This window comes from Streptomyces sp. NPDC058221 (genome assembly GCF_042882365.1).
Lineage (GTDB): Bacteria > Actinomycetota > Actinomycetes > Streptomycetales > Streptomycetaceae > Streptomyces.
On the sequence record NZ_JBHVWF010000022.1, the window covers coordinates 34,502 to 58,348 of the forward strand.

At 69.6% G+C, this 23,847-nt stretch carries 19 protein-coding genes; 6 read left to right on the forward strand and 13 right to left on the reverse strand.

Features of this window, described 5'->3' with window-relative positions; all coding sequences use genetic code 11:
* Positions 1-18 precede the first annotated feature (18 nt).
* Genes ACFVW8_RS10265 through ACFVW8_RS10275 form a run of 3 tightly spaced genes read right to left on the reverse strand, consistent with a single transcriptional unit; the run spans position 19 to position 3,259 of the window.
* On the reverse strand, positions 19-912 hold the full coding sequence (locus ACFVW8_RS10265; RefSeq protein WP_389688109.1) for a carbohydrate ABC transporter permease: 894 nt from the start codon (positions 910-912) through the stop codon (positions 19-21).
* Between the two features lie 11 nt (positions 913-923).
* Positions 924-1,871 (reverse strand): carbohydrate ABC transporter permease, encoded by a 948-nt coding sequence (locus tag ACFVW8_RS10270; protein WP_389688111.1) that lies wholly within the window; start codon positions 1,869-1,871, stop codon positions 924-926.
* Positions 1,872-1,891: 20 nt separating this feature from the next.
* The gene (locus ACFVW8_RS10275) at positions 1,892-3,259 is read right to left on the reverse strand and encodes an extracellular solute-binding protein (RefSeq protein ID WP_389688113.1); all 1,368 of its coding nucleotides are present in this window, start codon (positions 3,257-3,259) and stop codon (positions 1,892-1,894) included.
* A 251-nt stretch (positions 3,260-3,510) separates the two neighbouring features.
* Between ACFVW8_RS10275 and ACFVW8_RS10280 the strand changes: the two genes are divergently transcribed.
* Both ACFVW8_RS10280 and ACFVW8_RS10285 read left to right on the forward strand, forming a co-directional pair.
* Positions 3,511-4,563 (forward strand): LacI family DNA-binding transcriptional regulator, encoded by a 1,053-nt coding sequence (locus ACFVW8_RS10280; protein ID WP_389688115.1) that lies wholly within the window; start codon positions 3,511-3,513, stop codon positions 4,561-4,563.
* A 320-nt stretch (positions 4,564-4,883) separates the two neighbouring features.
* Positions 4,884-6,392 carry a glycoside hydrolase family 43 protein gene (locus ACFVW8_RS10285; RefSeq protein WP_389688117.1) on the forward strand — a complete coding sequence of 503 codons (1,509 nt, stop codon included), beginning with the start codon at positions 4,884-4,886 and terminating at the stop codon, positions 6,390-6,392.
* Between the two features lie 161 nt (positions 6,393-6,553).
* Here the strand turns inward: ACFVW8_RS10285 and ACFVW8_RS10290 are convergent, their stop codons facing one another.
* The gene (locus ACFVW8_RS10290) at positions 6,554-7,579 is read right to left on the reverse strand and encodes an alpha/beta hydrolase (RefSeq protein ID WP_389688119.1); all 1,026 of its coding nucleotides are present in this window, start codon (positions 7,577-7,579) and stop codon (positions 6,554-6,556) included.
* Between the two features lie 80 nt (positions 7,580-7,659).
* A complete protein-coding gene (locus tag ACFVW8_RS10295) occupies positions 7,660-9,276 on the reverse strand; it encodes a phosphodiester glycosidase family protein (protein ID WP_389688121.1) in 1,617 nt (538 codons plus the stop codon).
* A gap of 303 nt (positions 9,277-9,579) precedes the next feature.
* Between ACFVW8_RS10295 and ACFVW8_RS10300 the strand changes: the two genes are divergently transcribed.
* Positions 9,580-10,833: an amidohydrolase gene (locus ACFVW8_RS10300; RefSeq protein ID WP_389688123.1), complete on the forward strand. Its 1,254-nt coding sequence runs from the start codon at positions 9,580-9,582 to the stop codon at positions 10,831-10,833.
* A gap of 127 nt (positions 10,834-10,960) precedes the next feature.
* Here ACFVW8_RS10300 and ACFVW8_RS10305 read toward each other — a convergent pair whose 3' ends face one another.
* The 7 genes from ACFVW8_RS10305 to ACFVW8_RS10335 all read right to left on the reverse strand — a co-directional run bounded on the left by ACFVW8_RS10305 (position 10,961) and on the right by ACFVW8_RS10335 (position 20,354).
* Positions 10,961-13,075 (reverse strand): ricin-type beta-trefoil lectin domain protein, encoded by a 2,115-nt coding sequence (locus ACFVW8_RS10305; protein ID WP_389688125.1) that lies wholly within the window; start codon positions 13,073-13,075, stop codon positions 10,961-10,963.
* 73 nt (positions 13,076-13,148) lie between these two features.
* Positions 13,149-14,789 (reverse strand): beta-N-acetylhexosaminidase, encoded by a 1,641-nt coding sequence (locus tag ACFVW8_RS10310; RefSeq protein WP_389688127.1) that lies wholly within the window; start codon positions 14,787-14,789, stop codon positions 13,149-13,151.
* Positions 14,786-15,664: a carbohydrate ABC transporter permease gene (locus tag ACFVW8_RS10315; protein ID WP_389688129.1), complete on the reverse strand. Its 879-nt coding sequence runs from the start codon at positions 15,662-15,664 to the stop codon at positions 14,786-14,788. Before ACFVW8_RS10315 ends, ACFVW8_RS10310 begins: the two co-directional genes overlap by 4 nt.
* Positions 15,661-16,695, reverse strand: coding sequence for a carbohydrate ABC transporter permease (locus ACFVW8_RS10320; protein WP_389688131.1), 1,035 nt, complete (start codon positions 16,693-16,695; stop codon positions 15,661-15,663). The genes ACFVW8_RS10315 and ACFVW8_RS10320 overlap by 4 nt, the downstream gene beginning before the upstream one ends.
* Positions 16,682-18,013 (reverse strand): extracellular solute-binding protein, encoded by a 1,332-nt coding sequence (locus ACFVW8_RS10325; RefSeq protein ID WP_389688133.1) that lies wholly within the window; start codon positions 18,011-18,013, stop codon positions 16,682-16,684. The genes ACFVW8_RS10320 and ACFVW8_RS10325 overlap by 14 nt, the downstream gene beginning before the upstream one ends.
* A 60-nt stretch (positions 18,014-18,073) precedes the next feature.
* The gene (locus ACFVW8_RS10330) at positions 18,074-19,264 is read right to left on the reverse strand and encodes an ROK family protein (RefSeq protein ID WP_389688135.1); all 1,191 of its coding nucleotides are present in this window, start codon (positions 19,262-19,264) and stop codon (positions 18,074-18,076) included.
* A 163-nt stretch (positions 19,265-19,427) separates the two neighbouring features.
* Positions 19,428-20,354: a helix-turn-helix transcriptional regulator gene (locus tag ACFVW8_RS10335; protein ID WP_389688137.1), complete on the reverse strand. Its 927-nt coding sequence runs from the start codon at positions 20,352-20,354 to the stop codon at positions 19,428-19,430.
* Between the two features lie 56 nt (positions 20,355-20,410).
* Here ACFVW8_RS10335 and ACFVW8_RS10340 point away from each other — a divergent pair, with 56 nt between their 5' ends.
* Together ACFVW8_RS10340 and ACFVW8_RS10345 are read left to right on the forward strand one after the other, a co-directional pair.
* Positions 20,411-20,878, forward strand: a complete 468-nt coding sequence (locus tag ACFVW8_RS10340; protein ID WP_389688139.1) for a hypothetical protein — start codon at positions 20,411-20,413, stop codon at positions 20,876-20,878.
* On the forward strand, positions 20,875-21,447 hold the full coding sequence (locus ACFVW8_RS10345) for an NIPSNAP family protein (protein WP_389688141.1): 573 nt from the start codon (positions 20,875-20,877) through the stop codon (positions 21,445-21,447). The genes ACFVW8_RS10340 and ACFVW8_RS10345 overlap by 4 nt, the downstream gene beginning before the upstream one ends.
* A gap of 171 nt (positions 21,448-21,618) precedes the next feature.
* Here the strand turns inward: ACFVW8_RS10345 and ACFVW8_RS10350 are convergent, their stop codons facing one another.
* Complete coding sequence (locus ACFVW8_RS10350; RefSeq protein ID WP_389688143.1) at positions 21,619-22,953, reverse strand: alpha/beta fold hydrolase; 1,335 nt, start codon at positions 22,951-22,953, stop codon at positions 21,619-21,621.
* Positions 22,954-23,021: 68 nt separating this feature from the next.
* Between ACFVW8_RS10350 and ACFVW8_RS10355 the strand changes: the two genes are divergently transcribed.
* Positions 23,022-23,639 (forward strand): TetR/AcrR family transcriptional regulator, encoded by a 618-nt coding sequence (locus tag ACFVW8_RS10355; RefSeq protein WP_389688145.1) that lies wholly within the window; start codon positions 23,022-23,024, stop codon positions 23,637-23,639.
* Positions 23,640-23,847 lie beyond the last annotated feature (208 nt).

Here is a 23,847-nt window from a genome sequence, read left to right on the forward strand (position 1 = left end):
ACGGGGCCCCGGGCGGGGTCAGGAACCGCCGAGGCCGGTGGTGGCGACGGAGTTGACGATGCGGCGCTGGAAGAGGAGAAACACCACGATCAGCGGGAGAGCCGCGAGCAGCGCGGACGCCATGGACTGCGCGTACTGGATGCCGTAGGCGTCCTTCACGGTGGCCAGGCCGACCGGAAGCGTCATCAGATCGGGGTCGTTGGTGACGATGAACGGCCACATGAAGTTGTTCCAGGCCCCGATGAAGACGAAGATCGACACCGCGGCCATGATGGGCCGCGACAGCGGCAGCACGATCGAGAGGAAGAGCCGGAACTCGGATGCGCCGTCGATGCGGGCCGCGTCCTCCAGCTCCCGGGGGATGCCGTCGAAGAAGCGCTTCAGGACGAACACCATCATCGGGGCGACGACCTGGGGCAGGATGACCGCCGCGTAGGTGTCCACCATGTTGAAGAGAAGCATCTGCTTGAACAGGGGCACGACGAGCAGTTGCGGCGGAACCATGATGGCGGCCACGGTCATGGCCAGCAGGGCCCGGCGCCCGCGGAACGTTCCGCGCGAGAAGCCGTAGGCCGCGAGCGCGGAGACGGCCACCGTGATGAGCGTGACCAGGCCGGCGATGAGGAAGCTGTTGAGAGCCCAGGTGGTCACGTTCCCGCGTTCCAGGATCTGCCGGAACGCCTGCATCGTGAAGGCGCCCTTGAGCGGTGACAGCCCGGGGGCGGACACATCCTCCTCGCTCTGGAACGACGTGGCGATCGCCCACAGGAACGGCAGCAGCCAGACAGCCGCCAGGACGGCCAGCGCGGTCCCGGCGAGCACCCGCGGCAGCCGGCCGTGGCCGAGGAGCAAGGGGGAGCCGGCCGCTTCCCGGGGTGGACGGGGCATTCTGCGGACGGTCGGCGGGTTCATTGCGGACACGGTCAGTCCTCCCGGCGGAAAAGGCGCATCTGTACGAGCGAGGCGACGATGACGAGCGCGAAGAAGAGATAGGAGACGGCGGAGGCGTAACCGAGCCGGTATCCGGTGAATCCGGTGTCGTAGACGTACTCCAGGACCGGCCGGGTCGAGCCGTTCGGTCCGCCCCGGGTCAGGATGTAGATCTGGTCGAACACCTTGAGTGAGGCGAGGATCTGGAGCATGGCCACCAGCGCGGTGGTCCTGCGCAGCTGCGGCAGAGTGATCGACCACAGCCGCCGCCACGCACCGGCACCGTCCAGCGCCGCGGCTTCGTCGTACGTCGAGGGCAGGGACTGCAGTGCCGCGAGGTAGAGCAGGAAGTTGAAGCCGACCGTCCACCAGACGGTGAGGGCGGCGACCGACCACATCGCGACGGATTCGTCGGACAGCCAGCCGACCGAGTCGAAGCCGAGCTTGTTCAGGAGCTGGTTTCCCAGGCCGAGGTCCGGCTGGTACAGCCAGGCCCAGATGAGCGTCACCACGGTCACGGGAAGGAGGTAGGGGGCGAAGAAGGCCAGCCGCCACACCCACTGCCCGGCGAGCCCGCTGTGTACCAGGAGCGCCATCGCCAGCGCGACCAGCACCAGGGGCACGCTGGAGATGGCGGTGAAGAAGACGGTATTGCCCAGGCTGCTCCAGACATCCGGATCGCCCAGGGCCTCGGCGTAGTTGTCGAAGCCGACGAAGGATGGCTCGTGCAGGGCCAGCGAGGTGTCGGTGAAGCTCATCCACAGGCCCTGTACGACGGGCCACACCAGGAACAGACCGAAGACGAGCAGGAACGGCAGGACGAACACCAGCCCCTTGCCGGGGGTTGGCAGCCACCGGCGGGTAGTGGTGCGACGGGAGTCGGCCGGGCGCGCGGGCGGACGGGCCTGAGCCTTGGTGCCAGGGGGTGCGGTGGTGCTCATGTCTTCACTCCTTCTGCTGGTCAGGCCACCGGGTTTGGCTGCTGCAGCAGCGTGTTCGCCTCGCGGACCATCTGGCGTACCGCCTTCTCGGCGGACATGTTGCCCAGCAGCGCCGCCTGGAGCGGCTGGCACATCAGGTTCTGGAAGTTCGAACCGGCACCGGCGAACCAGTTGGGCGGATCCAGCACCGCCACCTTCGCGGCATCGGCGTAGGAGGACTGCGGGTCCAGCGAGGCGTACTCCGGCTCGGCGAGCACGGGCTGATACGCGGGTATGTGGCCGGCACTCGCCCAGGTGAGGCTCTGCTTCAGGATCTCCGCGATGTACCGGTGGGCTTCGCGGCGCCGCGCCGGATCGGGGTTCTCCTGATGGGGCAGCACGAAGCTGTGGCTGTCCGTGTAGACGGCCGGTTTGTCGAAGACCTGAGGAAAGGGGGCGGCGCCGAGGGAGATGCCGGACTTCTTCAGCGTCGGCAGTTCCCACTCGCCGAGCATCGCCATGCCGCCACGGCCGTCGAGGAAGCCGGCCATGGCACCGTTGTAGTCCAGGTTGTTGGGGTTGGTCCTGCCGTCGAACAGCTGCTGCATGAAGGTCACGACCCGCACGGCGGCATCGATGTCGATGCGCGCCGGTCCGCCGTCCGGCAAGGTGAAGGAGGCGCCGGTCTGGGCGTAGAAGGCGGCGAACTGCCGCCAGTTCTGCGCCGTGTCCGTGATGTGGCCGAACAGGATGCCCGACTTTCCGGTCACTTCGGCGAGGGCCTTGCCCGCGTCGAGCAGCGCCTTCGGGGAGCCCATGGGCGCGAGCTTTCCCGACGGATCGAGGAGCCCCGCCTTGGCGGCCACCTTCTTGTCGTAGAACACGATGAACGGGTGGACATCCAGTGGGATGGCGTAGACGGTGTTGTCGTGCTGGGTCCGCGCCCAGACGGCGGCTGTGAAATGGCGGGGTGTGACCCCGAATTCGGCCAGGAGATCCAGATCGATGGGGTCCAGCAGGCCGCCCGGGGCGTACCCGGCGAGCCGGGACAGATGCAGGACCGCCACGTCGGACGCCCGGCCCCCGGCGGCGGACATGGCGAGCTTGGTGTAGTAGGACGGGCCCCAGTCCAGGATCGTTCGATCAATGTCGAAGCCCTGCGCGCCGCCCGAGACAGCCGTGATCATCTCGTCCATCAGCATGCCGTCGCCGCCCTGGAACAGGTCCCAGACGCTCAGTGCCGAGGCATCGTCCGACGCCGAGGCCGGCGACGCGCAGCCGGACAGAGGTCCGGCCGCGATGAGTGTGCCGGCCGCGGCCGCGGTGTTGCGCATCAGACTCCGGCGGGAGAGGCCGCGTGCCGGCCCGGCCGGGCCAACTGCTTCTGGGACAGGGGAGCGGGAAGACATCACAGACCTTTCGACGGCCGGACACGCTTGCCGAACGGAGCAGGGCAGGGGGAGCTCACTGCGCACGGCAGGCGGGGAGACGTCGGCTGCTGCGGCGCGGTGAGATGTTTTTACATCGATGTACATCGGCTGTAAAGAGCCTGGGACATAAGACTGGTAGCCGGGGGCCGGACCGGATCCGGGCAGCCTGAGCCGGGTGCACCGAGTGCCGCGACATAGACTCGGCGACCGCGAGGGGCAGGGAGGTTCCGGTGGCACGACCAAGGATCAAGGACGTCGCACGGCACGCTGGAGTGTCGGAGAAGACGGTGTCCAACGTGATCAACGACTACGAGCACGTGTCCGACCGGACCAGGCGCGTGGTTCAGGAAGCCATCGAACAGCTCGGCTACAAGGTGAACCTGGCGGGGCGACATCTGCGCAGGGGGCGCACCGGCATCATCGCCCTCGTCGTGCCCGAGCTGGACGTCCCGTACTTCGCCGAACTCTCCCGGCACGTCGTTCGCGAGGCCGAGCAGCGCTCTCTGACCGTGCTGATCCACCAGACCGGCGCCGACCGTGATCACGAGCTGAGAGCGCTGGCAGGTCTGGGCACCGCCTTCGTCGACGGGGTCATCCTCAGCCCCCTGGCGCTGACCGCCGACGATCTGCGCGATCACACGGACGGGCCTCCTACCGTGCTGCTCGGGGAGTTGCTGGAAGAGGGCGCCGACCATGTCGCGATCGACAACGAGAAGGCCGCACGGGAAGCGACCGAGCACCTGATCGGCCTCGGACGCCGCACCATCCTCGTCATAGGCGGGTGCGATGAGGCGGGCTTGGGCACGGCCGAGGCCCGGACCCGTGGTTACCGAGCCGCCCTGGCCGAAGCCGGCATCGCCCATGACCCGGCCTCGCTGCTGTCTGTCACGTCCTTTCGGATGCCGGACGGTGCGCAGGCCGTGACCCGTGCACTTCAGGGCGGGGTGCGACCCGACGCGCTCCTGTGCCTGAACGACCAGCTGGCGCTGGGTGCGTTGCGCGCGCTGTACGAACAGGGGGTGCGTGTGCCCGAGGACATTGCCGTCATCGGCTTCGACGACGTGGAGGGCGGACGGTTCAGTGTGCCGACACTGAGCACGGTGGCCCCCGACAAGGTTGCAGTGGCCAGGGTCGCCGTCGAGCTCCTGCAGAGCCGAATGGACGAAGCGGCGGCTACGGCGGGGCCCGGAGCCGGGCCGGCGGGCAGTCGGTCGACGCGCGATCTCGTGGTGCCGCACCAACTCGTACTGCGCGAAAGCACCGAAGGCGCGGAGCGCGCCTGATCCCGGGGGCGCGGACTTGGAGGCGGCGCTCACCACGGACACGCGGTGCTGCTCAGGCGCGGGGCTGACCAGGGGCGAGGTGTTGCTCCCGGTGCCGCGCAGACGGCCCCGACTTCCCGCGCTGCTCCGACCCCTGCCGGTCGCGTGGCCTCCCGGGCGGCACCGATCCCGCCCCGGCGAAGGCGTCGAGTGCGGCGCCGGCTCCAGGGGCTCCGTTGACAGGCCATGGCGCTGTCCTTAGCGTGTGCCCCCGTATTACATCGATGTAATGGCGCCATGTCCCTTCCAGGAGTGAGCATTTCCGGCCAAAGGAGCCGTCCATGCGCCCAGCCCAGACCCCACAGCAGGTTGTCCTCCGCCCCCTCGCGCCCGGCCGCACCCGGGCCTCGCGCCGGGTGGCCGCTGTGGTGATCGCCCTTGTCGCCGTCCTGTCGGCCCTGCTGCCCACATCGACAACTGCTGTGGCGGACGCGGCCCCCGCGGCGGTGCCGGCCGCCGCAGGTACGTTCCGCAATCCGCTGAACACCGGCCCCGACCCGTACATGACGCACTGGAACGGTTCCTACTACCTGACCACCACTCAGGGCGACAGCATCCGCATGTGGCGCTCGCCCTCGCTGAGCACCCTGCTCGACGCCGACCCGGTGACGGTGTGGACGGACTCCGACCCTTCCCGCAACCGCAACATCTGGGCCCCGGAGTTCTACCGCTTCGGCGACCGCTGGTACCTCTACTACACCGCGGACGACGGCGTCGACGATCATCACCGCCTGCACGTCCTGGAGTCCGAGGGCGACGACCCGGCCGGCCCGTACCACTACAAGGCGAAGCTGGCCCCGCCCAACCACGCGGACGAGTTCGCCATCGACGCCGGCATCCTGCAGCACAACGGCCGTCTCTACCTGGCCTACAGCGGCATCAACCAGTACCAGCACAACGGGCTCAACATCGCCCCGATGTCGGACCCGTACACCGTCTCGGGTGACGCGGTCGCGATCGACGGGGCCGGGGGCTGTCCCGAGGTGCGGGAGGGGCCGGAGTTCCTCTACCGCAACGGCCGGACCTGGATGACCTACTCCACCTGTGACACGGGCAAGCCCGACTACCAGATCTGGATGATGTCCCTGCCCGACACCGCCGACCCGCTCGTGCCCGGCAACTGGACCCAGCACCCCGGCCCGGTCTTCTCCCGCGCAGACGACCGCGGCGTGTTCGGCCCCGGCCACCACGCCTTCTTCAGCTCACCCGACGGCACCGAGGACTGGATCGTCTACCACGCCAAGACGACCTCCGCCCTCACCTACTCCAACCGCACCACCAGGGCCCAGCGGTTCACATGGAAGGCCGACGGCAGCCCGGACTTCGGCCGGCCGCTCGCACTCGGCGCCACCCAGGACCTTCCGTCGGGTGACCCCGGGTCCGGCAACTACTGGATCAACGACGACGGCCGCTCCAGCGGCGGGGGAACCGTCTCCTACACCGGCACCTGGAACTCCGGCACCGGCTGCGCCGCCCAGTGCTTCTGGAGCGACGACCACTGGAGCGACGTCGCGGGCAACACAGCAACCTTCACCTTCGACGGCGCCCGCATCGCCCTGCTGTCCGTCCGCGACACCGGCAACGGCATCGCAGCACTGAGCATCGACGGAGGGGCCGAACAACGCGTCGACTTCCACGGGGCCACGCGCACGGGCGAGACGCTCCAGTACCTCAGCCCCCGGCTGCCGGTCGGCCCGCACACACTGCGCGTACGGGTCACCGGTGAGCACAACGCGGATTCGGGCGCCTCCTTCGTGAGTGTGGACCGCGCCGAGGTCTACACCGACTGAGGACGGGACGGGGACGCACGGAAGGGACGACAGGACGACGTCCATACCGAGGGTGCCCGGGCCGGCGCTTCGTACCGGTGTGGACGGCGGCCGTCGATCACGGCGCAACGGCAGCAGCGGCGAACCTCCGGGTCGCCGACCCCTGATGACGTCGCGCCGGTTCAGCGGTCTGCCCGCAAGGCGTGCAGGAGCATCGGCAGCGAGGAGTGCAGCTCACGCTGCCAGTACGCCCAGCCGTGGGTGCCGGGGCCGTAGAAGTGGGTGGTCACGTGCCGTGCGCCGAGCCGTTGGAGTTCGCCGGCAAGGGCATGGTTCTGCCTGTTGAAGTCCGCCTCCAGCGCGCTCGTGGTGCCGGGCGGGTCCAGGGGGCCGGTGGTGCCGTCACCGCAGGACAGGTAGAGGGGGATCGACTTGAGGCGTTTGGCCAGGTGGAACGGGTCATGGGCCGCCCAGACATCGCGTTGCGCGACAGGATCGCCCCAGACCTTCAACGGGTCGTCGCCCTGGCCGGCGAAGAACTCCATGATGCGGTTCACCGACTCGTCGTTGAGCAGCGGGTGCGCGGAGCCGGAGAACGCCGCGGCAGCCTTGAACATGCCGGGGTGCCGGGCCGCGTACAGCAGCGCACCCTGGCCACCCATGGACAGTCCCGCCACGACGCGGTTCCCGCTCGCTCCCCAGCCGTGCTCAAGGAGGACACGCAACTCCTTGGTGTGGAAGGTCTCCCATGCCGGGTCACCGCCCTGGCCGTAGTTCCACCAGTCGCTGTACCAGCCGTTCCAGCCCGCCTCCGGCATGACCACGAGGACGTTGCGCAGGCTGTCGGTCCGTGCGATGTCGGTCTGGGCGGTCCACGACGTGTAGTCGCCGGAGCAGCCGTGCAGGAGCCACAGGGTCGGCCAGTGCCGGCTCCGGTCGCCGGGGCGCCAGCCGTCGGGCGTCAGCAGACGCACGTTCACCGTCCGGCCGCCGAGGGCCGGTGAACGGACCGACAGGTCGACCTGCCGGTCGGCGACCTGCGTGACCGCGACGACCTCGGCCCCCTGCGACGCGGCGGGCGCGTCTGCTCCCGCGGTGGGTGTCACGGCTGCGGCGTCGGCCCGCACCGCCGGGGCCGACACCAAGGTGAGCAGCAGCGCGGCAACAACGAGCAAGAGGCGGGCTCGTGGAATCGGGATGGCGGTCATGGCTTCTCCTGGTGGATGGTCACCGGCTCCGGCCTTCTCGGACCGGACGGGGTGCGTCCCGGGCGGGCGGATCGGGCGGGTCACTCCCGGGCGGGCAGAATCAGCAGCGCGTCCCCGACGGGGCGTTCGCCGGCCGCGTCGGAGGGGTGATTGATCACTTCTGCGCCGACCGTCATGGTGGTCGACCCGCCGCCGTCGAGATTCACTGCGTCGCGCAGGCCGAGGGACCGGGCGACGGCGGCGCTCTCCGGGATGCTCAGCCCGAGTGCGTCCGTGCCGCGTCCGTCGGCCGTGACCAGTACGGTTCGGCCTGCGGCGTCAACTCCCGCCAGTGTGCGCGGATTACGCTTGTGCATCCAGCCGTAGTAGAAGCTCTCGTTGCCGGGCTGCACCATTCCATCGGTCGCGGGCGTGATGTGCACTCGTCCGTCGCGGACCAGTTCGGGACCCCCGTTGAGGATGCTGGTCGTCGATGACGGTGAGATCTTGTGGCCACTGCCGTCCCGCAGAGTCCGCTCGACGCGCAGGGGACGGCCGACTCGAGCCAGCGCGGTCAGCTCGGCGACACTGCTGCCGGTCGCCTGTACGGAGCTGCCTCCGGCCGGCAGTGGCCCGCCGCGTGGTGAGCGCAGCTCCAGGACCCGCCCGCGGGAATCCAGTACGGCCTCGAGTCCGTCGCCCCGCGGCGTCTGCCGGCCGTATTCAGGAGTGAAGGCGACGAGTTCGTCGTCATCGGTGCAGGTCGTGTCGTGCAGGGGCAGCGAGGTCGGTGTGTCGTCGGCGGTGCCGCCGCAGTTCCTGATCAGGCCCGGTACGCGGTCGATGCCGTCCAGGGGGTGCGAAGCGCCCCGGCCGACGACCCGCCCCCGCCAGGTGAGCCTGGAGACAGCGGTGTGCCGGCCGGTGTCGCTGATCACCAGAGCGGGGCGCCCGTTCACCGGTTCGCTCAGCAGCCGCCCGTCGTAGACGCCGACGCCGGCCGGATCGCCGGGTGCCCCGGCTTCCGGGTCGAGGACGAAGAACCCGGCGTTGACCGCCGCGGTGGCGCCGGCCGCGACCGCCAGCTCGCTGGTCCTCTCGCGGTTCTCCAGATCGGGGCCGTATGACGCCTTGAGGCCGCCGCGGAATCGGTCCGGGTCGATGGTGAGCATGTCGACCCGCCACGGTCCGCGGTCTGTGGGGTTCCCGTCCCAGCCGGTGTACGCGGCGGACCCCGCGTATCCGGCCTCTCTCAGCCTGGTGAGCTCGGCCGTCGCGGCGGACTGCGAGCCGAACCGTCCGACCCGGACCCGCCATCCGAGCGATCCACCGGCATAGTCGGCGACGGCCGGAGTCGTGACGTGCTCGACCCGGGCGTCGAAGGCGTCGGCCTGGATGCCGGCTGCGAGCTCGTCGGCGCTGGCCCGGTCCTTGAGCGCCGTAGGCGGCGCGTCGGGGTCCGGCGAGGTTGCACCGCCTGGGATGGAGATCTCGACCGTCCACGAGAGCGCCGGGGCGTCGGCGCCACGCACGATGCGAGTGAGGGTGACACCGGGCTGCAGCGTCCGTGTGCTGCGGGTCTCGGTCAGCCCGACGGCGCCCAGCGGCAGGGCACGAGCCGGGCCCGGACGCGGCTCGGAGGAGGCGGGCGCCGGCAGGCCGCCCACCAGGGCCACCACTGCCAGGGCCATGGACGCGCCGAGAACCTTGCTGTTCATGTGTCCCCCCGGGGAAAGATCGGCTCAGCAAAGGTGCGGGCAGGAGCAGCCGCCAGTCAAGGCATGTGCACGCCAATACTGCGGCTCGTCGACCTGCCTTCGTCGGATCATTTGTGCGAGCCCACGACATCGAGAAGGCTCCCCGGACCCGGCGCAGCGGACGCGGTGCCGATCAGGGCACGCAGACGCCGCCGGCTCACCTCCGGACACGCCGATGCCCTGCCCTGGGCGCCAGGTGCCATCGCGCGCCTCACGTGTGCGGGAGATACGGTGCCCGGATCGGCACGAAGGAGGGCACGGAACATGGCCAACACGGTGACTGCGGGACTGGCGCAGCTTCGCGAGGATCTCGCCGACCTCTATCGGGACCTGCACAGGAATCCGGAGCTGTCGCTGCAGGAGACCCGGACCGCGGCTCTGCTCGCCCGGCGCCTGCGGGATACGGGATTCGACGAGGTCGCCGAGCAGGTCGGTGTCACGGGGGTCGTGGGTGTCCTGCGCAACGGGGACGGTCCGGTGGTGATGCTGCGGGCCGACTTCGACGCGCTGCCGGTGCAGGAGAAGACCGGCCTGGCCTACGCCAGCACGGCCCGTGGCGTGGACGCCGACGGCAACGAAGTACCGGTGATGCACGCCTGCGGACACGACATGCATGCCGTCTGCCTGACCGGTGCCGCCGCACTGCTGGCCCGGAACCGCGAGCAGTGGAGCGGCACGCTGCTGGTGGTGTTCCAGCCGGCCGAGGAGCTGGCGGTCGGCGCCCGCGGAATGGTCGACGACGGCCTGTTCGAGCGCTTTCCCAAGCCGGACATCGTCCTCGGCCAGCACGTGGGGCCCTTGCCGGCAGGCATGATCGGCTACGGCCGCGGTCCGGTGATGGCGGCATCGGACTCCCTGAACGTGACGCTGCACGGCCGCGGTGGGCACGGGTCCCGTCCGGAGGCGACGACCGATCCGGTGCTGATGGCGGCGAACGTGGTCACGCGGCTGCAGGGCATCGTGGCCCGCGAGGTGCCACCGGCAGAGACCGCCGTCGTGACGGTGGGGCGCCTGCAGGCAGGCACGAAGGACAACATCATCCCGGACACGGCCGAACTGGGCATCAACATCCGCACCTTCACCGAGCCTGTGCGGGACCTGGTCCGCACCGCGGTCGAGCGGATCGTGGTGGGGGAGTCGCAGACGAGCGGCTCACAACAGCCGCCGGAACTGAAGTGGTTCGCCCCGGCACCCGCGCTCGTCAGCGATCCGGAGGCCACAGGGGCGACGGTGGCGGCGTTCACGGAGTACTTCGGCGAGCAGCGGATTCTGCCGATGCCACAGGTGAACGCCAGCGAAGACGTCGGCGTGTTCGGTGAGGTGCTCGGCGTGCCGACGGTGTTCTGGTTCTGGGGCGGCCTGGAGGCGGAGTCGACGATCGCCGCGTTCACCGAAGGGCGCATGGACGAACTGCCGAGCAACCACTCCCCGTCCTTCGCACCGGTCGTCGAACCGACGCTGAGCACCGGCGTGGAAGCCCTGGTCGTCGCCGCGTTGACCTGGCTCGACGAAGCGTGAGCGCGAACACGGGCCCTCAGGACCACACATCCAGGTCCTGAGGGCCCGCGTCTTCACTACGGTGCACCCGTGCCCCTGACGCGGGGCCGGACGTGCCGGCACCGGTACGCCGTCCGGCAGTCGGGTGTCACGGACGGAACGACATCATCTGGGCCGCGTCCGCGTCCTGCGGTGCGGTCGAGACCGAGCCGTGGCTGTCGACGCTCAGGGCGAGCCCGCTGTGGCGGTTGACCAAGCGGTACTCACCTGTGGCCTGTGAGGCGCCGCCCGTCGCGGGGGACTTCACGACCTGCTGGAGGTACCACTGGGAGGCGGCCGATACCTTGGCACCCTTCGTGCCGAGCGAGACCTGCGCGCCCCAGGCGCGGCCCTTCGTGCCGTCCGCGACACGCAGCGACCGCCCGTCGTGCCCGGTGACCGTGTAGAAGCCGTCGCCGGTGCCGGCGACCCTCCACTTCTGGTCCCTGCCGCCGGACAGTGCGAGCGGCCTGCCGTTCGCGGCCTTGATCTCCCGTGCCTTGCCACCGGTCGGGGAGACGGGCAGCGCGGTCTTCGACCTGGGCTCGATGGTGATGTCGGCGTACTCACCCGTGTACGTGTCGCAGTAGAAGGAGCAGTACGACCGGAACGTCCTGCCCACCACGCTGGACGTGGTCTTGCTCCCCGAGTCGAGGAACCACCGGTACCACGACGCGTTCTGGTTCTCCGCGACGCTGCCGATGTCCTCCCACTTCTGGGTCGCCAGGTCGTCCGTCGCGTAGAAGTGCAGCGGGGACTTGGTGTCGGTGGCCTGGGCGATGTTGTTCTGCGGGGTGCCGATGTACTTGCCCAGGTAGGCGCTCCAGGTGATGTTCATGACGGTCAGCTGGGAGTTGTCCGGCATGGTGCCCTGCGCGACCTGCTCCGCCGCCTTGCCGGCGGTGGACGGGTTGTACTCATTGGCGGGCGCCGTGTAGCCGGTGCCGTTGCCGTCCGCCGGGATGATGTTGGATTCCTCGCCGCCGGTGCCCGGCGACTGCCAGGCGCCGTCATGCCACTTCTTCCACGAGGCGGGCGCCATCTTCTCGGCGATGGGAGCGCGCGCCACATGCTGGTGCCAGACGCTGCCGCCGCCCGACTTGTTCAGCACCCGGTCGGCGTAGAAGACGTAGAAGTATCCTGAGGCGTTGTCCACGAACAGGCGCGGGTCACCGTCGCCGTAGTCGTAGGTGTCCTTCGGGAACTGGCCGGTGTCATCGCGCTTCGTGCTGTACGGCGAGGTGATGACGTGGTCCTCGACCGACCAGGTCTTCCCCTGGTCGGTGGAGACGGCGTAGTCGATCCCGTCGTAGTGCATGCCGTCGCCGAACGGCTGCGGCGTGAACTCGTTGTGCACCAGGCCGTACCAGTCGCCACTGGCCGGGTCGACCCACACGCCCGCCAGATCGCAGTAGTTGGGATGGGCGTAGCTCGACGTGTCCGAGGCCGACGTCGCTTCCTTGCCGGTGGGGCTGTTGTTGCAGCGCCAGGTGGTGTCATCGTTGCGGTCCTGCTCATTGGCGGGGTTCACCGCACCGGATATCGGGTCGAGCCGAGCGCTGTCGAAGTCGTCGCCGCTGAAGAAGCTCCACTTGCGCGGGTCGTCCGCGCTGTACAGCGCGTGCGCCTGCTGGTAGTAGAACCTGCCGTCCTTTGCCGTGAACACTCCGGCCGGGGTGTCATCGGGGTTGCTGTACTCGACGGGGGCACCGGCCGAGAGGCTGTACTCCGGGCCGGGCGCCGACTCGGCGGTCCAGTTCTGTGCCACCTGCTTCGGGTCGCACGGAGCGAGGCCGATCCGCGCGTTGTTCGCGACCTCTCCCAGTACCGCCACACACTTGCCGGACTTGGCACTGTAGATCGTGCCGTCGGGCAGGTACCGGAACTTCTGCTGATTCACCCGCGCGCAGTCGTAGAGCTGGACGAGTGCGCCGCTGGCATCGGAACCACCGGTCACATCAAGGCACTTGCCGAGCACCTGCGCCGTTCCGTCGTCCGCCCAGCTGAACTGCTGGGCGGCGCCGCCGTTGCAGTCGAACAGCTGGATGGCGGTGCCGTCGGCCGAGCTGCCGTCGGTGACGTCCAGACACTTCCCGCCGATGGTCACCGTCCCGGAGGCTCCGGCAGCGTTCGCGGCGGGCAGACCCACCGCTCCTGTCGCCACCGCCAGGCTGAGCGCGGAAACGGCCGCGAGACCGGCCCGTCGTCCTGTTCTCTGCTTCACAGTTTCTCCCTTGGAGACATACGGAATTGCAGGTGCTGCTGGGAACCGTCCGGAGCGTCCGCCACGAGGGCGCTCAGGTCTTGATGGGGGCCACGAGTCCGTCGATGAACTCGGCCCAGTCGGCGCGTGTCGCCGGTTTGCCGGGGACGCCGGGCCGGCTCTGCCACGGCAGCGGACCGTCCTTGCGGCGGTACTCGACGCCGAGTGCGTCGAGCCGGGCCAGATGGGTGCGCAGCCGTACGAGAAAGTTGTCGAAGTCGCGCTCGCCCCCGCTCCACAACGCTTCCGAGATGGCGCACAGGCGCGGGAACACGTAGTAGTCGACGGTCCGGGGCGAATCCATGTGCTCGGTCCAGACGTTGGCCTGCCCGCCCAGGATCCGGGCCGTCTCCCGCGCGGTCAGCCCCTCGGGCACCGGATCGAAGCCGTACGCGTCCGCAAGCGTCAGCGGCACAGCGAACGGGATCGGCTCGCTCTCCAGCTCCGACTGCCGGTAGTCCAGATACGTCTGGTCGTCGGGGCAGGAGATCACGTCGTACCCCCGGCGTGCCGCCGTACGGGCACCGGTCATGCCGCGCCACGAGGCGACCACGACACCCTCGGGGACAGCACCCTCCAGGATCTCGTCCCACCCGAACACCCGGCGTCCGCGCGCCGCGACGTGCGCGCCGATCCGGCCGAGGAACCACGCCTGGAGTTCCTTCGAGCCGGCGAGACCTCGCTCCCGCATCAGTTCCCGGGTGCGCGGATCGGCATCCCACTGGTCCTTCGGGCACTCGTCGCCGCCGATGCCGATGAAGGGCCCCGGGAAGAGGTCCATCACCTCGTCGAACACACCGAGGAAGAAGCCGAGCGTCGACTCCTCGGTGTTCAGGATGTTCGTGTTGATGCCCCACCGCGGGCTCGTCTCCAGCTGCTCTCCCCGTACGCCCAGTTCGGGGTAGGCGGCGATGGCGGCCTGCGAATGACCCGGTACGTCGATCTCCGGCATGACGGTGATGTGCCGCTGCGCGGCGTACGCGACGATCTCGCGCAGGTCGTCCTGGGTGTAGTAACCACCATGCGGGCGGCCGTCGTTGGGGGCACCGGGTGCCGCACCGAGCTGGGACTCGCGGCGCCAGGATCCCACCTCGGTCAGCCGGGGGTGGCGCAGGATCTCCACCCGCCAGCCCTGGTCGTCCGTCAGGTGCAGATGGAGCGTGTTGATGCGGTGCATGGCCAGCAGGTCGATGAGGCGCAGCACGTCGTGCTTGGGCATGAAGTGCCGGGCCACGTCCAGCATCATGCCGCGCCAGCGGAAACGTGGTGAGTCCTCGATGGTCCCGTAGGGCACCGTCCAGCGCACCCCGGCGGTTTCGGCTGCCCGGTAGATCTGTGGCGGCAGGAGCTGGCGCAGCGCCTGGCCGCCGTAGAACACGCCCGCGCAGTCGCCACCCGTGATGGTGACACCCCCCGGACCGCACTCCAGACGGTAGCTCTCGGAGGGCAGGTGCGGATCCAGGGCCAGCGCCAGCGTGGAGCCGGCGGGGGAGGGGGCGGCCATACCGGTCAGCGGCAGCGGCAGGCCCGTCGCCGGACGCAGCACCGACTGCAGCCAGCGGGCCGTCGGTGCCAGTTCGCCGGGTGCGGTGATCCAGGTGGACGTGTCCAGCGGAAACACACCGTTGCCGGACACGACCGAGTCGGGGCGGGGGAGCAGCATGATGCGGGTCATCCCTTCACGGCGCCGGCCGACATGCCGGACACCAGCTTGCGTTGGATGATCAGGAAGAAGACGACCACCGGCAGTGAGAAGACCACCGAGCCGGCCATCTGGCCGCCGAAGTCCGTTCCGGTGGCGGGGGTGGAGAACGACGCCAGCCAGACGGGCAGCGTGTAGTGGTCCTGGTCCTTCATGAAGGTGTAGGCCACCAGGTAGTCGTTCCACGCCGTGATGAAGGCGAAGATGCTGGAGGCGATCACACCCGGTGCCACCAGGGGGAACAGGATGCGGGTCAGCGTCTGCCAGGTGGTCGCGCCGTCGAGTCGCGCGGCCTCCTCGATCTCTGCCGGGACCGTGATGAAGAACCCGCGCATCACCCAGATCGAGAACGGCAGCACGGTTGCCACGTACGCGAGGATCAGCCCGATATAGGTGCCCAGCAGCCCGACTTCGTTGAAGATCAGGAAGGTCGGGATGAGTAGTGCCGTGACCGGCAGCATTTGCACGATCAGGATCGACACCATGATGGTGCGCCGGCCTCGGAAGCGGAACCGGGACAGCGCCGCCGCGGCGAACGTCCCCAGGACCACGGCGAGCAGCACAGCGCCGCCCACCACGATCAGGCTGTTGCGCAGGTCGGTCAGGAAACCGGTCTGGTTGATCGCCACGTCGAAGTTGTGCAGCGTGGGGGAGGAGGGCCAGAAGTGCGGGGTCGGTGTCATCGCCTCGGAACGCGGTTTGAAGGCGGTGTTGACCATCCAGTAGACCGGGAAGATCCACACGAGGCAGAACGCGATGGCGAGGGTGTTGTTCAGCCAGCCGCCCCGGGGGCTCCCCGCTCGGTAGCGGCGGCGGTTCTTCACTCGGCTTCCCGTGCGGCTCGTCACAGGTCCTCCCCCGAGCGCAGCAGATTGCGGATGTACACGGCGGTGATCCCCAGCAGGATTGCGGTGGTGATGACCGACAGGGCCGCGCCCTGGCCGATCCGGAAGGACACGAACGCCGTCTTGTACGCGAAGATCCCGAGCGTGCTCGTCGCCGAGTCGGGACCGCCGGCCGAGACCAGCCAGATCTGGTTGAAGACGTTGAAGTCCCAGATCACCGACATGATCGTGACGAGTAGCAGGGTCGGCCGCAGGAACGGCAGCGTCACCGACCACCACACCCGCCACTCGCCCGCACCGTCCAGCCGCGCGGCCTCCGGCAGCTCCACGGGCATCTGCGTGAGCGCCGCATACAGGGTCAGCGCGATGAACGGCACCGCCTGCCACACCACCAGCAGCCAGATTGACAGATACGCGAGTGAGGCGCTCTGCCCCCAGTCGGTGTTGGTCATGTCGCCGAACACGTGCACCTGGGTCAGCAGCCAGTTGACGACCCCGTAGCCGGGCTGGAACAGCCACTTCCACACCAGGGAGGAAGCAACGTTCGGCATCGCCCAGGCGAAGATCAGAACGACCGTCACCGTCATACGCATCGCGGTACGCAGCCGGGTCAGCAACTGGGCCATAGCCACACCCGTCGCGATGCTGCCCGCGACCATCGCCACGGTGAACAGCACACTGCGCACCAGGGACTTCCAGAACTCCGGGTCTTGGAACATGTCGGCGTACTGCTGGGCGCCGACCATGCTGAACTCGCCCGTGAACAGGGTGCGCTGGCTGTAGTCCGTGAACGAGGTGAAGACGAGGAACAGGACGGGCGCCACACTGAAGGCGGCCATCACCAGCCCGGCCGGCGAGAGCAGCCACACCACTGCCCACTGCCGTCGGCGTCCCACCGGCCGCTTCCCGGCCTCTCCCGTGCGAGCGCGCAGCGGCCTGCCGCTCAGCTCCCGTGCCGCGGGATCCGCATCGTCGGTGAGCAGGGCGCCGGAATCGGGCGCGCGGGGGAGGCCTGCTTCGTCAGCCGGCCGCATTGAGAGCCTTGTCCACTGCCGTGTCGAAGGTCCGTGCCGCGTCCGCCGGGGACTTCTTCCCGGATGCCACGCCCGAGAAGAGCTGGTTGACGGACTTGTCGGCCTCCAGCGACGCCCACTTCGGACTCGCCGGTGTCGCCCGGGAGTTCAGCGCTGCCTCGAAGAAGCCCTTCTTCAGTGGGGCGGCCTTGCTCATGGCCTTCTTGTTCGCTTCGGCGCTGTTCGGGTTCCAGCCGTCGTGCCCGCTGATCCAGGTGTCCTGGATTCCGGGGCTCGCGGCGGTCTTCATCCACTGGAGGGCCAGGTCCTGCTGCTTGCTCTTGGCCGCCACGCCCCATACGGCGCCGCCCAGCATGACCGGCTGAGCCGTGCCGGAGGTGCCCGGCAGCGGGAAGGATCCCAGATCCGCGTCGGTGAGCCGGGGGTTGGCCTTCTGGATCTGGGCGATCTGCCCGCTGGTCGCGGTGATGGCGCCGGCTTTGCCGTCGGCGAAGACCTGGAGCTGGTCCGGGTTCTGCGGATCAGCGGTGCGGGAGGCGGGTGCCGAGTAGGTGTTCTGGAACTTCCTGAACGCGGCGAGACCGGCCTGGCCCTTGGCGGAGCCGAAGCCGCCAGTCCACTTGTCGCCCTTCTCGGTGGCTATCTCGCCCCCCGCGTCCCAGATGAACTGCAGCCCGGTCGCCCAGTGCTGGCCCGGCAGGTAGAAGGGCGAGAAGTCGGACGCCTTGTTGGCTGCCTTGACCTTGCCGAGCGCCGCAGTGAGCTCGTCGTACGTCTTCGGCGCCTGTTTGACGCCGGCCTTCGCCCACATCGTCTTGTTGTAGATCACCGCGCGGGCAGCGGCGAAGCCCGGCACCGCGTACAGCCTGCCGTCGACCGTCGATGGCTCCTCCAGACCGGGAAGCCATTCCTGGCCCTGCCTGAGGTCCTTGGCGTACGGGGTCAGATCCATCAGGCCACCGCTGGCCGCATAGCTGGCGACCTGGGTGTTGCCGAGGTCGAGGACGTCCGGCGGAGTGTCGGTGGCCAGCGCCGTCGTGAGCTTGGTGGCGATCCCGTCCCAGCTCTGGGTCTCCATCCTGACCTCGGCGCCGGTCTTCTCGGAGAACGCCTGCTTCATCGCCTTGAGTGACTCGGGAGAGTAGTCGTCCTGCATGATCCAGACGGTCAGGGTCTTTCCCTCGCCCTTCGCGCCGGAGACCTTCTGCTCACCGCCACCGGAGCCACCCGTCCCGGAGCCGTTGCCGTTGCAGGCTGTCAGGGTGAGAGCACAAGCCAGTCCGAGGGCGCCGACCGCGGCGAACCGTGAGTGTTTCATCGCAACTCCTGTGAGTGAGAGGGAGGATCAAGCAGGGCGAAGGGCGAGGAGATGAGTGCGTCACAGCACCCCGAGCTCCCCGGCGAGCACCAGGCACGCACCGCCGAGCAGGGTCAGATCGGTGTCCCCGGCGAGGGAACGGATGTCGAGAGCGGCGTTGACCGGGCCCAGCGTGCGCGCCCGTACGACCTTCAGCGCGGCGTCGAGGAGCTCGCCGTCGACCAGTTCGGGAGGGCCGGTCAGCACGATCTCGTTCAGGTTCAGGACACTGATGATCGGGGCGAGTACCGTGCCCAGCGCCCGGCCCGCCTCCGCCCGCAGAGCAGGCCACCGCTCCTCTGCCGCGAGCTCCAGGCGACGGCTCAAGTGCCCTGCGTCAATGGTCAGATCGAGGCAGCCGCGCCGCCCGCACATACAGAGTTCGCCGCGCTCGTCGACTGTGACGTGCCCGATCTCGCCGGCCGCGAACTGTTCTCCCTCGACGCACTCGCCACCGACGATCAGCCCGGCGCCGACGCCGTGCTCGATCGAGATCACCATGAGGTTCTGTGTCCGTGCGTCCCGGAAATGCAGCACCCCAAGCGCCGCGAGGTTCACGTCGTTCCCGACGTATGCCGGGATGCCGAAGCGCTCGGCCAGCTCCGCCGCCAACGGCAGCTCCGTCCAGCCGAGATGGGCGGCGAGACGGATGATCCCGCTGTCGTCGATGATGCCGGGCGAGCCGACGCCGATCCCGAGCACCCGACGTGGCGCCGCCTCGAGCAGATCGGCGGCGAGCCGGAGCGCCAGCTCGTGGGCGGCCGCGCCCAGGGCGTCACCGAGCGGCACGTCCCGGCGCGCGACGGCCTCGCCCCGCAGGTTGAGCACAGCGCCGCTGAACCGGTCGCTGTGCGACAGGTCCAGCACCACGAGGTTCACCGCGTCGTCCTCGATGCGCACGAGACTGGCGGGTTTGCCGAGCCTGGCGCCGCCCTGCCGGGGGCCGATGTCGGCGACGAGCCCGTCCTCCTCCAGGTCCGCGACGAGCGCGGAGATCGTCGGGGCGGTCAGCCCGGAGGCCCGGGCGATCTCCGAACGGCTCTTGGGCCCCTCGTGGTACAGCGTCGCCAGCACAAGTGACCGGTTGTGCACCCGGCTGTCCAGCGTGCTCGCCTTTGTCCGCTCCGGAGGCCGCCGCTGCATCGCGGGAACCTGAAGCAGACTGCGCTGCGGACGACGGTGCCCGGCAGGGGGTACGGCGGATTCGGCCATGACGAGAAGCTGCTTCCTAAAGTGGCTTTACTTAAGATGCTTTAGATAGTCGGTCGCGCCATTGCCACCGTCAAGAGGAGCGCACGGAAATCTTTCGGCCACGGCTGCACCTGAACCCGGGCGGAAGGGTGGCTCGCCCCGGCCGGGAGAAACCTCCGCCGCGTCAACTCTCGTAGCGGGCAGCCAGGGCCCTTGCCGTCGCGGCGATGCGGTCGCGGAGCTCAGCCGGCGCCATGACCTCGACATCGGCGCCCAGCCGCAGGAACTCCCCGTGGGCGTGGTCCACCGACTCGATGGGCACCCGGGTCTCTGTCCATCCGGCACCGGTGGATGTGACACCGAGGCGACGGGCGCCTTCCGGGGTGAGCCGCACCAGGGCCTCCCCGGTGTGCAGGCGTGCCCGGAAGCCGTCCAGGTAGCTGTTCCAGTGCCTGACCAGGTCGAATCCGTCCGGAATATCGAACTCCTCCAGCAGCTGGAGGCCGAGGATCTGGTCGACCCGGTAGGTGCGGATCCCGGACGCCCCGCCCGCGACCACGTACCACCGCCCCGCCTTGAGCACGAGCCCGTACGGCTCCACCCGCCGCTCGATCTCCTCCGGCGCGCGCCAGCGCCGGTACCTCAGTGCCACCGCCCGCCGCGCCCACACCGCGGCGGCGACCGCGGCCAGATGAGGCGTACGGTCGGCGTCGCCGTACCAGCCGGGGGCGTCGAGCAGGAAGCGTTCCTGGATGTGCCCGGCGTGCTCGCGCAGCTCGGTGGGAAGGGCGGCCCGCAGCTTGAGCTGGGCGGTGGCGAGCGCCTCGCCGAGGCCGAGCTCGGCGGCGGCGCCGGGAAGTGCGGCGAGGAACGCGGCCTGCGACTCGTCCGTGGTCAGTCCGGTGAGCCGCGTCCGGTAGCCGTCGACCAGCCGGTAGCCGCCCGCGTGTCCAGCGGCACCGTACAGCGGGATGCCGGCGGCGCCGAGCGCCTCGACGTCCCTGTAGACCGTCCGGACGGAGACCTCCAGTTCCTCGGCCAGCTGCTGGGCCGTCATCCGGCCCCGGTTCTGGAGCAGCAGAAGCAGGGTGACCAGCCGGCTCGCGCGCATGCCGCCCAGTATCCACTGACAGCCGGTGTCAGTGGAGTGCCCCTAGCCTGCGGCGCATGGACGACTTCGACTTCCTGCACGGCTCCTGGGACGTGGCCAACCGCCGTCTCACCGCACCGCTCGGCTCCGGCCCCGGCACCTGGGCCGAGTTTCCCGGCCACGCGGTGATCCGGCCGCTGTTCGGGGGTGCCGGCAACATCGACGAGATCACTTTCCCGACGCTCGGGCGCCAGGGCGTGAGCCTGCGGCTGTTCGACCGGCAGGCGGGGCGCTGGTCGATCCACTGGTCCGACAGCCGGACGGGCCGACTGGATCCTCCGGTGGTCGGCGGCTTCACCGGTGACCGCGGCGATTTCCACGGTGAGGACACCTACGCCGGCCGCCCGGTCCGGGTGCACTTCACCTGGTACCGCCTCGGCCCGGAGACCGCCCGCTGGGAGCAGGAGTTCTCCGCCGACGACGGCCGCACCTGGGAGCTCAACTGGGTCATGGACCTCACCCGCACCGGGCGGGCCGGCGTATGAACATCGTCGAACTCCGGCAGTACACCTTGCACCCCGGGGCCCGTGACACGCTGATCGAACTGTTCGAGCGCGAGTTCGTGACCGGTCAGCAGTCGGCCGGGATCACCGTCGGCGGCCGATTCCGCGACCTGGACGACCCGGACCGCTTCGTCTGGCTGCGCGCGTTCCCCGACATGACGCACCGCCGGCGCGCGCTGGAGGCCTTCTACACCGGCCCGGGCTGGCGCAAGCACCGTGATACGGCCAACGCCACCATGAGCGACAGCACCAACGTCCTGCTGCTGCGCGGCCCGGGCTTCACGCCTCCGCCCGGCGCCGGTGAAGTGGTTGCGACCATCTGTCATCCGCCCGACGCGGACGCCTTCGATGCGTACGCCGCCCGGCACCTGGCCCCGGGCCACGCGCTGCACCGCACCGAGCACGCTGCGAACGACTATCCCCTCCTGCCCGTCCGCACGGGGGAGGACGTCAGGGTCTGGTTCGGCGCGGCGGAGGCACCGCCCTGGCCGGCGCGGCGACTGCGGCTCGAACCGGTACCGGCCCAGCGGGCCACGCCGCCCCCGGGCTGACTGCCCGACAGGTGATCAACTGAAGCGGGGCGGTTCTCCGGCCGCCGGCAAGGTCCGTCTCACTGCTCGGCGGCACGGAAACAGTGGTCGAGCCCCTCGCCCCGGTGGCGAGCGCCGGAAACCATCCGCAGCTCGCCGCCGACCTGTCTCTGCAACTTGGGTGTGAACTGCCTACTTGTGGTCATGGAGGAAGGCCGGGATGTCGGCTCGGGCCGGGTAGTCGGGCAGCGGTGCGGGCTTGTCCTGGAGGAATGCGGTGATGACGGCTGCTGCTCGTTGGTCGTTGTCACCCAGGCCGTTCCACATGTGGTGGCCGACACCGGGCATGTACTGGGTCCGCTGGATGGCGGGGTTGTCCGCGAGGACGGTTGTCTGCCACTCCCGGACCTGGGAGGAGCACTCGGCGATCATCAGCATCGCGGGTGTCCGGGAGCGCTTCAGTTGGGGGGCGATGGAGGGGGAGTCCTTGATCGTTTGCTGGATGCGGAGGCTGGCGGCGGCGCTGAAGGAGAAGTTGCGCTCCGTGTCCTCGACAGGGATGCGGTCCGCGTCCCGCGCGCAGTAGGCGGACGCGGTGTCGCTGCCGAGATCGGCGGCGGTGAAGGCGTTGTCGCCTTCTGCCTGCCCTACCAGCCCGTTGTCCGGGCTGAGCAGGCCGAGCCGCATGAGGCCGAAGGCGACCGCGTACCGCGGGACGCGTGTGGAGCGTGGTCCTGTCATGGCCGGCGCGATGCCGCGGGCCGACGGCCGGCCCTTCTGCCCGGCCATCCGGGCGGTGGGGCCGTCCATCGGGCCCGGCTCGGCGATGACCGCCCGGTGCAGATGGTCGGCGATGGCAGGGTCGGCCAGCGCGCGGGTGAGCACGACCGCGCCCGAGGAGAAACCCAGTACGTCGGCGCGGCCCCTGTCGAGTTTGCTGACGAAGGCGCCGAGGTCATGGACGGACCGGGTGATCGAGTACTGGTTCATGGGCAGCAGGCCGCTGCGTCCACCGCCGGCCTGTTCGTAGGCATAGACGTCGTATCCCTGTCCCGCGAGCCGCTGCAGGAAGCGGTGGTCGAGCACGGAGATACCACGCACCGGGCCGCCGTTGAGGTAGACGAGCGGGACGCGTTGCCGGGGGCTGTTGCCGGTGGGCGGGTAGTGGTAGATCGCGACCTGGCTGCCGGTGGACAGGCGCCAGTGCTCGGTGGTCACGAACGACAGGGCGGCCGGGTGGCGGCGGGTTGTGGGGACGGTGGGGACGCACACCGACAGGGTCAGGGCCGCTGCGACGAGGACCGGCAGGAACGGCACCATCCGCCCCCGCCAGGAGCGGCGGCGGCCCCGCCACATCGCCGCGACAACCGCGACCCCGAGAGCTGCGGACCATGCGACCCACCCCGAGCCCGCGCCGTCGGTGGCGACGATCAGTGCCAGGAAGACGGCGACCAGCCCCACTACCGCGGCGGCGGCCGCCAGCAGGCGGCCGGCGAGGCGCAAGGAACGTATGACGGACGGTCGCATTATGGGCTCCCCAGGGTTTTGGAACGCTGTTTTGAAACGATGTTATCAGCATGGGTACACTGCTTTTCATGGGAAGGCCGAGAACGAACGACGCCGCCGTCAGAGAACGGCTCGTCGCCTGCGCGACCGAGATGTTCGCCACCCGACCCCGGGACTCGGTCACGGTCCGCGCTCTGGCCGCCGCCGCCGGAACGTCGACGGCGGCGGTGTACACGCTGTTCGAAGGAAAGGACGGCGTGATCCGCGAGGTGCGCGACCAGGCGGTCGCCGGCCTGTTCCAGGACCTGGCGGCCGTTCCCGGCTCGGAGGCCGCGCTGGAGGATCTGTACGCGTTGGCCGTGGCGTATCGCCATTGGGGACGCGAACACCGCCACCTGTACGCGGTGTTGTTCGGTGGCGCACAGTCCTTCGTACCGTCGACCCGGGTCGGCGACCGAGATCCGGTGCGACCGCTTGTCGATGCGATCGACCGTGCCGTGGCGGACCGGATCCTCGCCGGCGACACCACACTGATCGCCGTCTCGCTGTGGGTCGCCCTGCACGGGCTCGTGACTCTCGAACTCGCCGGCGGCCTCGACGGCACCGCAGCCGAGACCGCGTTCCGGTCAACGATTGATGCCGTACTGCGCGGCTGGGCAACCCCCGCCGCCTTCCCTGGCCTTCGACGCCCGGACCCGGCGCCGTGAACCGGCTGAGGGCTGTCCCGTAATCCCTGACCGCACGAACACGGCCGGCAGCAGGCCGAGCCGGTATACACGTGCCCCGACTGGCGCAGAGCGGGTCACGGCTGCCGCTGCCGGCCTCATCAACCGCCGCCGACTCACCGAGTGAAACGACGGCTGTAGGACTGATCTCGGGTCCGGCGCCGGAGGCTGGGTGGCGGAGCGGCGGCCG

What these genes read in the sequence shown, in the direction of transcription:
- ACFVW8_RS10300 (WP_389688123.1), top strand. Translation starts at nt 9,580, where the DNA reads ATGGCCAACACGGTGACTGCGGGACTGGCGCAGCTTCGCGAGGATCTC.
- ACFVW8_RS10330 (WP_389688135.1), bottom strand. Translation starts at nt 19,264, where the DNA reads ATGGCCGAATCCGCCGTACCCCCTGCCGGGCACCGTCGTCCGCAGCGC.
- ACFVW8_RS10290 (WP_389688119.1), bottom strand. Translation starts at nt 7,579, where the DNA reads ATGACCGCCATCCCGATTCCACGAGCCCGCCTCTTGCTCGTTGTTGCC.
- ACFVW8_RS10265 (WP_389688109.1), bottom strand. Translation starts at nt 912, where the DNA reads ATGAACCCGCCGACCGTCCGCAGAATGCCCCGTCCACCCCGGGAAGCG.
- ACFVW8_RS10335 (WP_389688137.1), bottom strand. Translation starts at nt 20,354, where the DNA reads ATGCGCGCGAGCCGGCTGGTCACCCTGCTTCTGCTGCTCCAGAACCGG.
- ACFVW8_RS10345 (WP_389688141.1), top strand. Translation starts at nt 20,875, where the DNA reads ATGAACATCGTCGAACTCCGGCAGTACACCTTGCACCCCGGGGCCCGT.
- ACFVW8_RS10355 (WP_389688145.1), top strand. Translation starts at nt 23,022, where the DNA reads ATGGGAAGGCCGAGAACGAACGACGCCGCCGTCAGAGAACGGCTCGTC.
- ACFVW8_RS10310 (WP_389688127.1), bottom strand. Translation starts at nt 14,789, where the DNA reads ATGACCCGCATCATGCTGCTCCCCCGCCCCGACTCGGTCGTGTCCGGC.
- ACFVW8_RS10325 (WP_389688133.1), bottom strand. Translation starts at nt 18,013, where the DNA reads ATGAAACACTCACGGTTCGCCGCGGTCGGCGCCCTCGGACTGGCTTGT.
- ACFVW8_RS10270 (WP_389688111.1), bottom strand. Translation starts at nt 1,871, where the DNA reads ATGAGCACCACCGCACCCCCTGGCACCAAGGCTCAGGCCCGTCCGCCC.
- ACFVW8_RS10350 (WP_389688143.1), bottom strand. Translation starts at nt 22,953, where the DNA reads ATGCGACCGTCCGTCATACGTTCCTTGCGCCTCGCCGGCCGCCTGCTG.
- ACFVW8_RS10275 (WP_389688113.1), bottom strand. Translation starts at nt 3,259, where the DNA reads ATGTCTTCCCGCTCCCCTGTCCCAGAAGCAGTTGGCCCGGCCGGGCCG.
- ACFVW8_RS10285 (WP_389688117.1), top strand. Translation starts at nt 4,884, where the DNA reads ATGCGCCCAGCCCAGACCCCACAGCAGGTTGTCCTCCGCCCCCTCGCG.
- ACFVW8_RS10295 (WP_389688121.1), bottom strand. Translation starts at nt 9,276, where the DNA reads ATGAACAGCAAGGTTCTCGGCGCGTCCATGGCCCTGGCAGTGGTGGCC.
- ACFVW8_RS10320 (WP_389688131.1), bottom strand. Translation starts at nt 16,695, where the DNA reads ATGCGGCCGGCTGACGAAGCAGGCCTCCCCCGCGCGCCCGATTCCGGC.
- ACFVW8_RS10340 (WP_389688139.1), top strand. Translation starts at nt 20,411, where the DNA reads ATGGACGACTTCGACTTCCTGCACGGCTCCTGGGACGTGGCCAACCGC.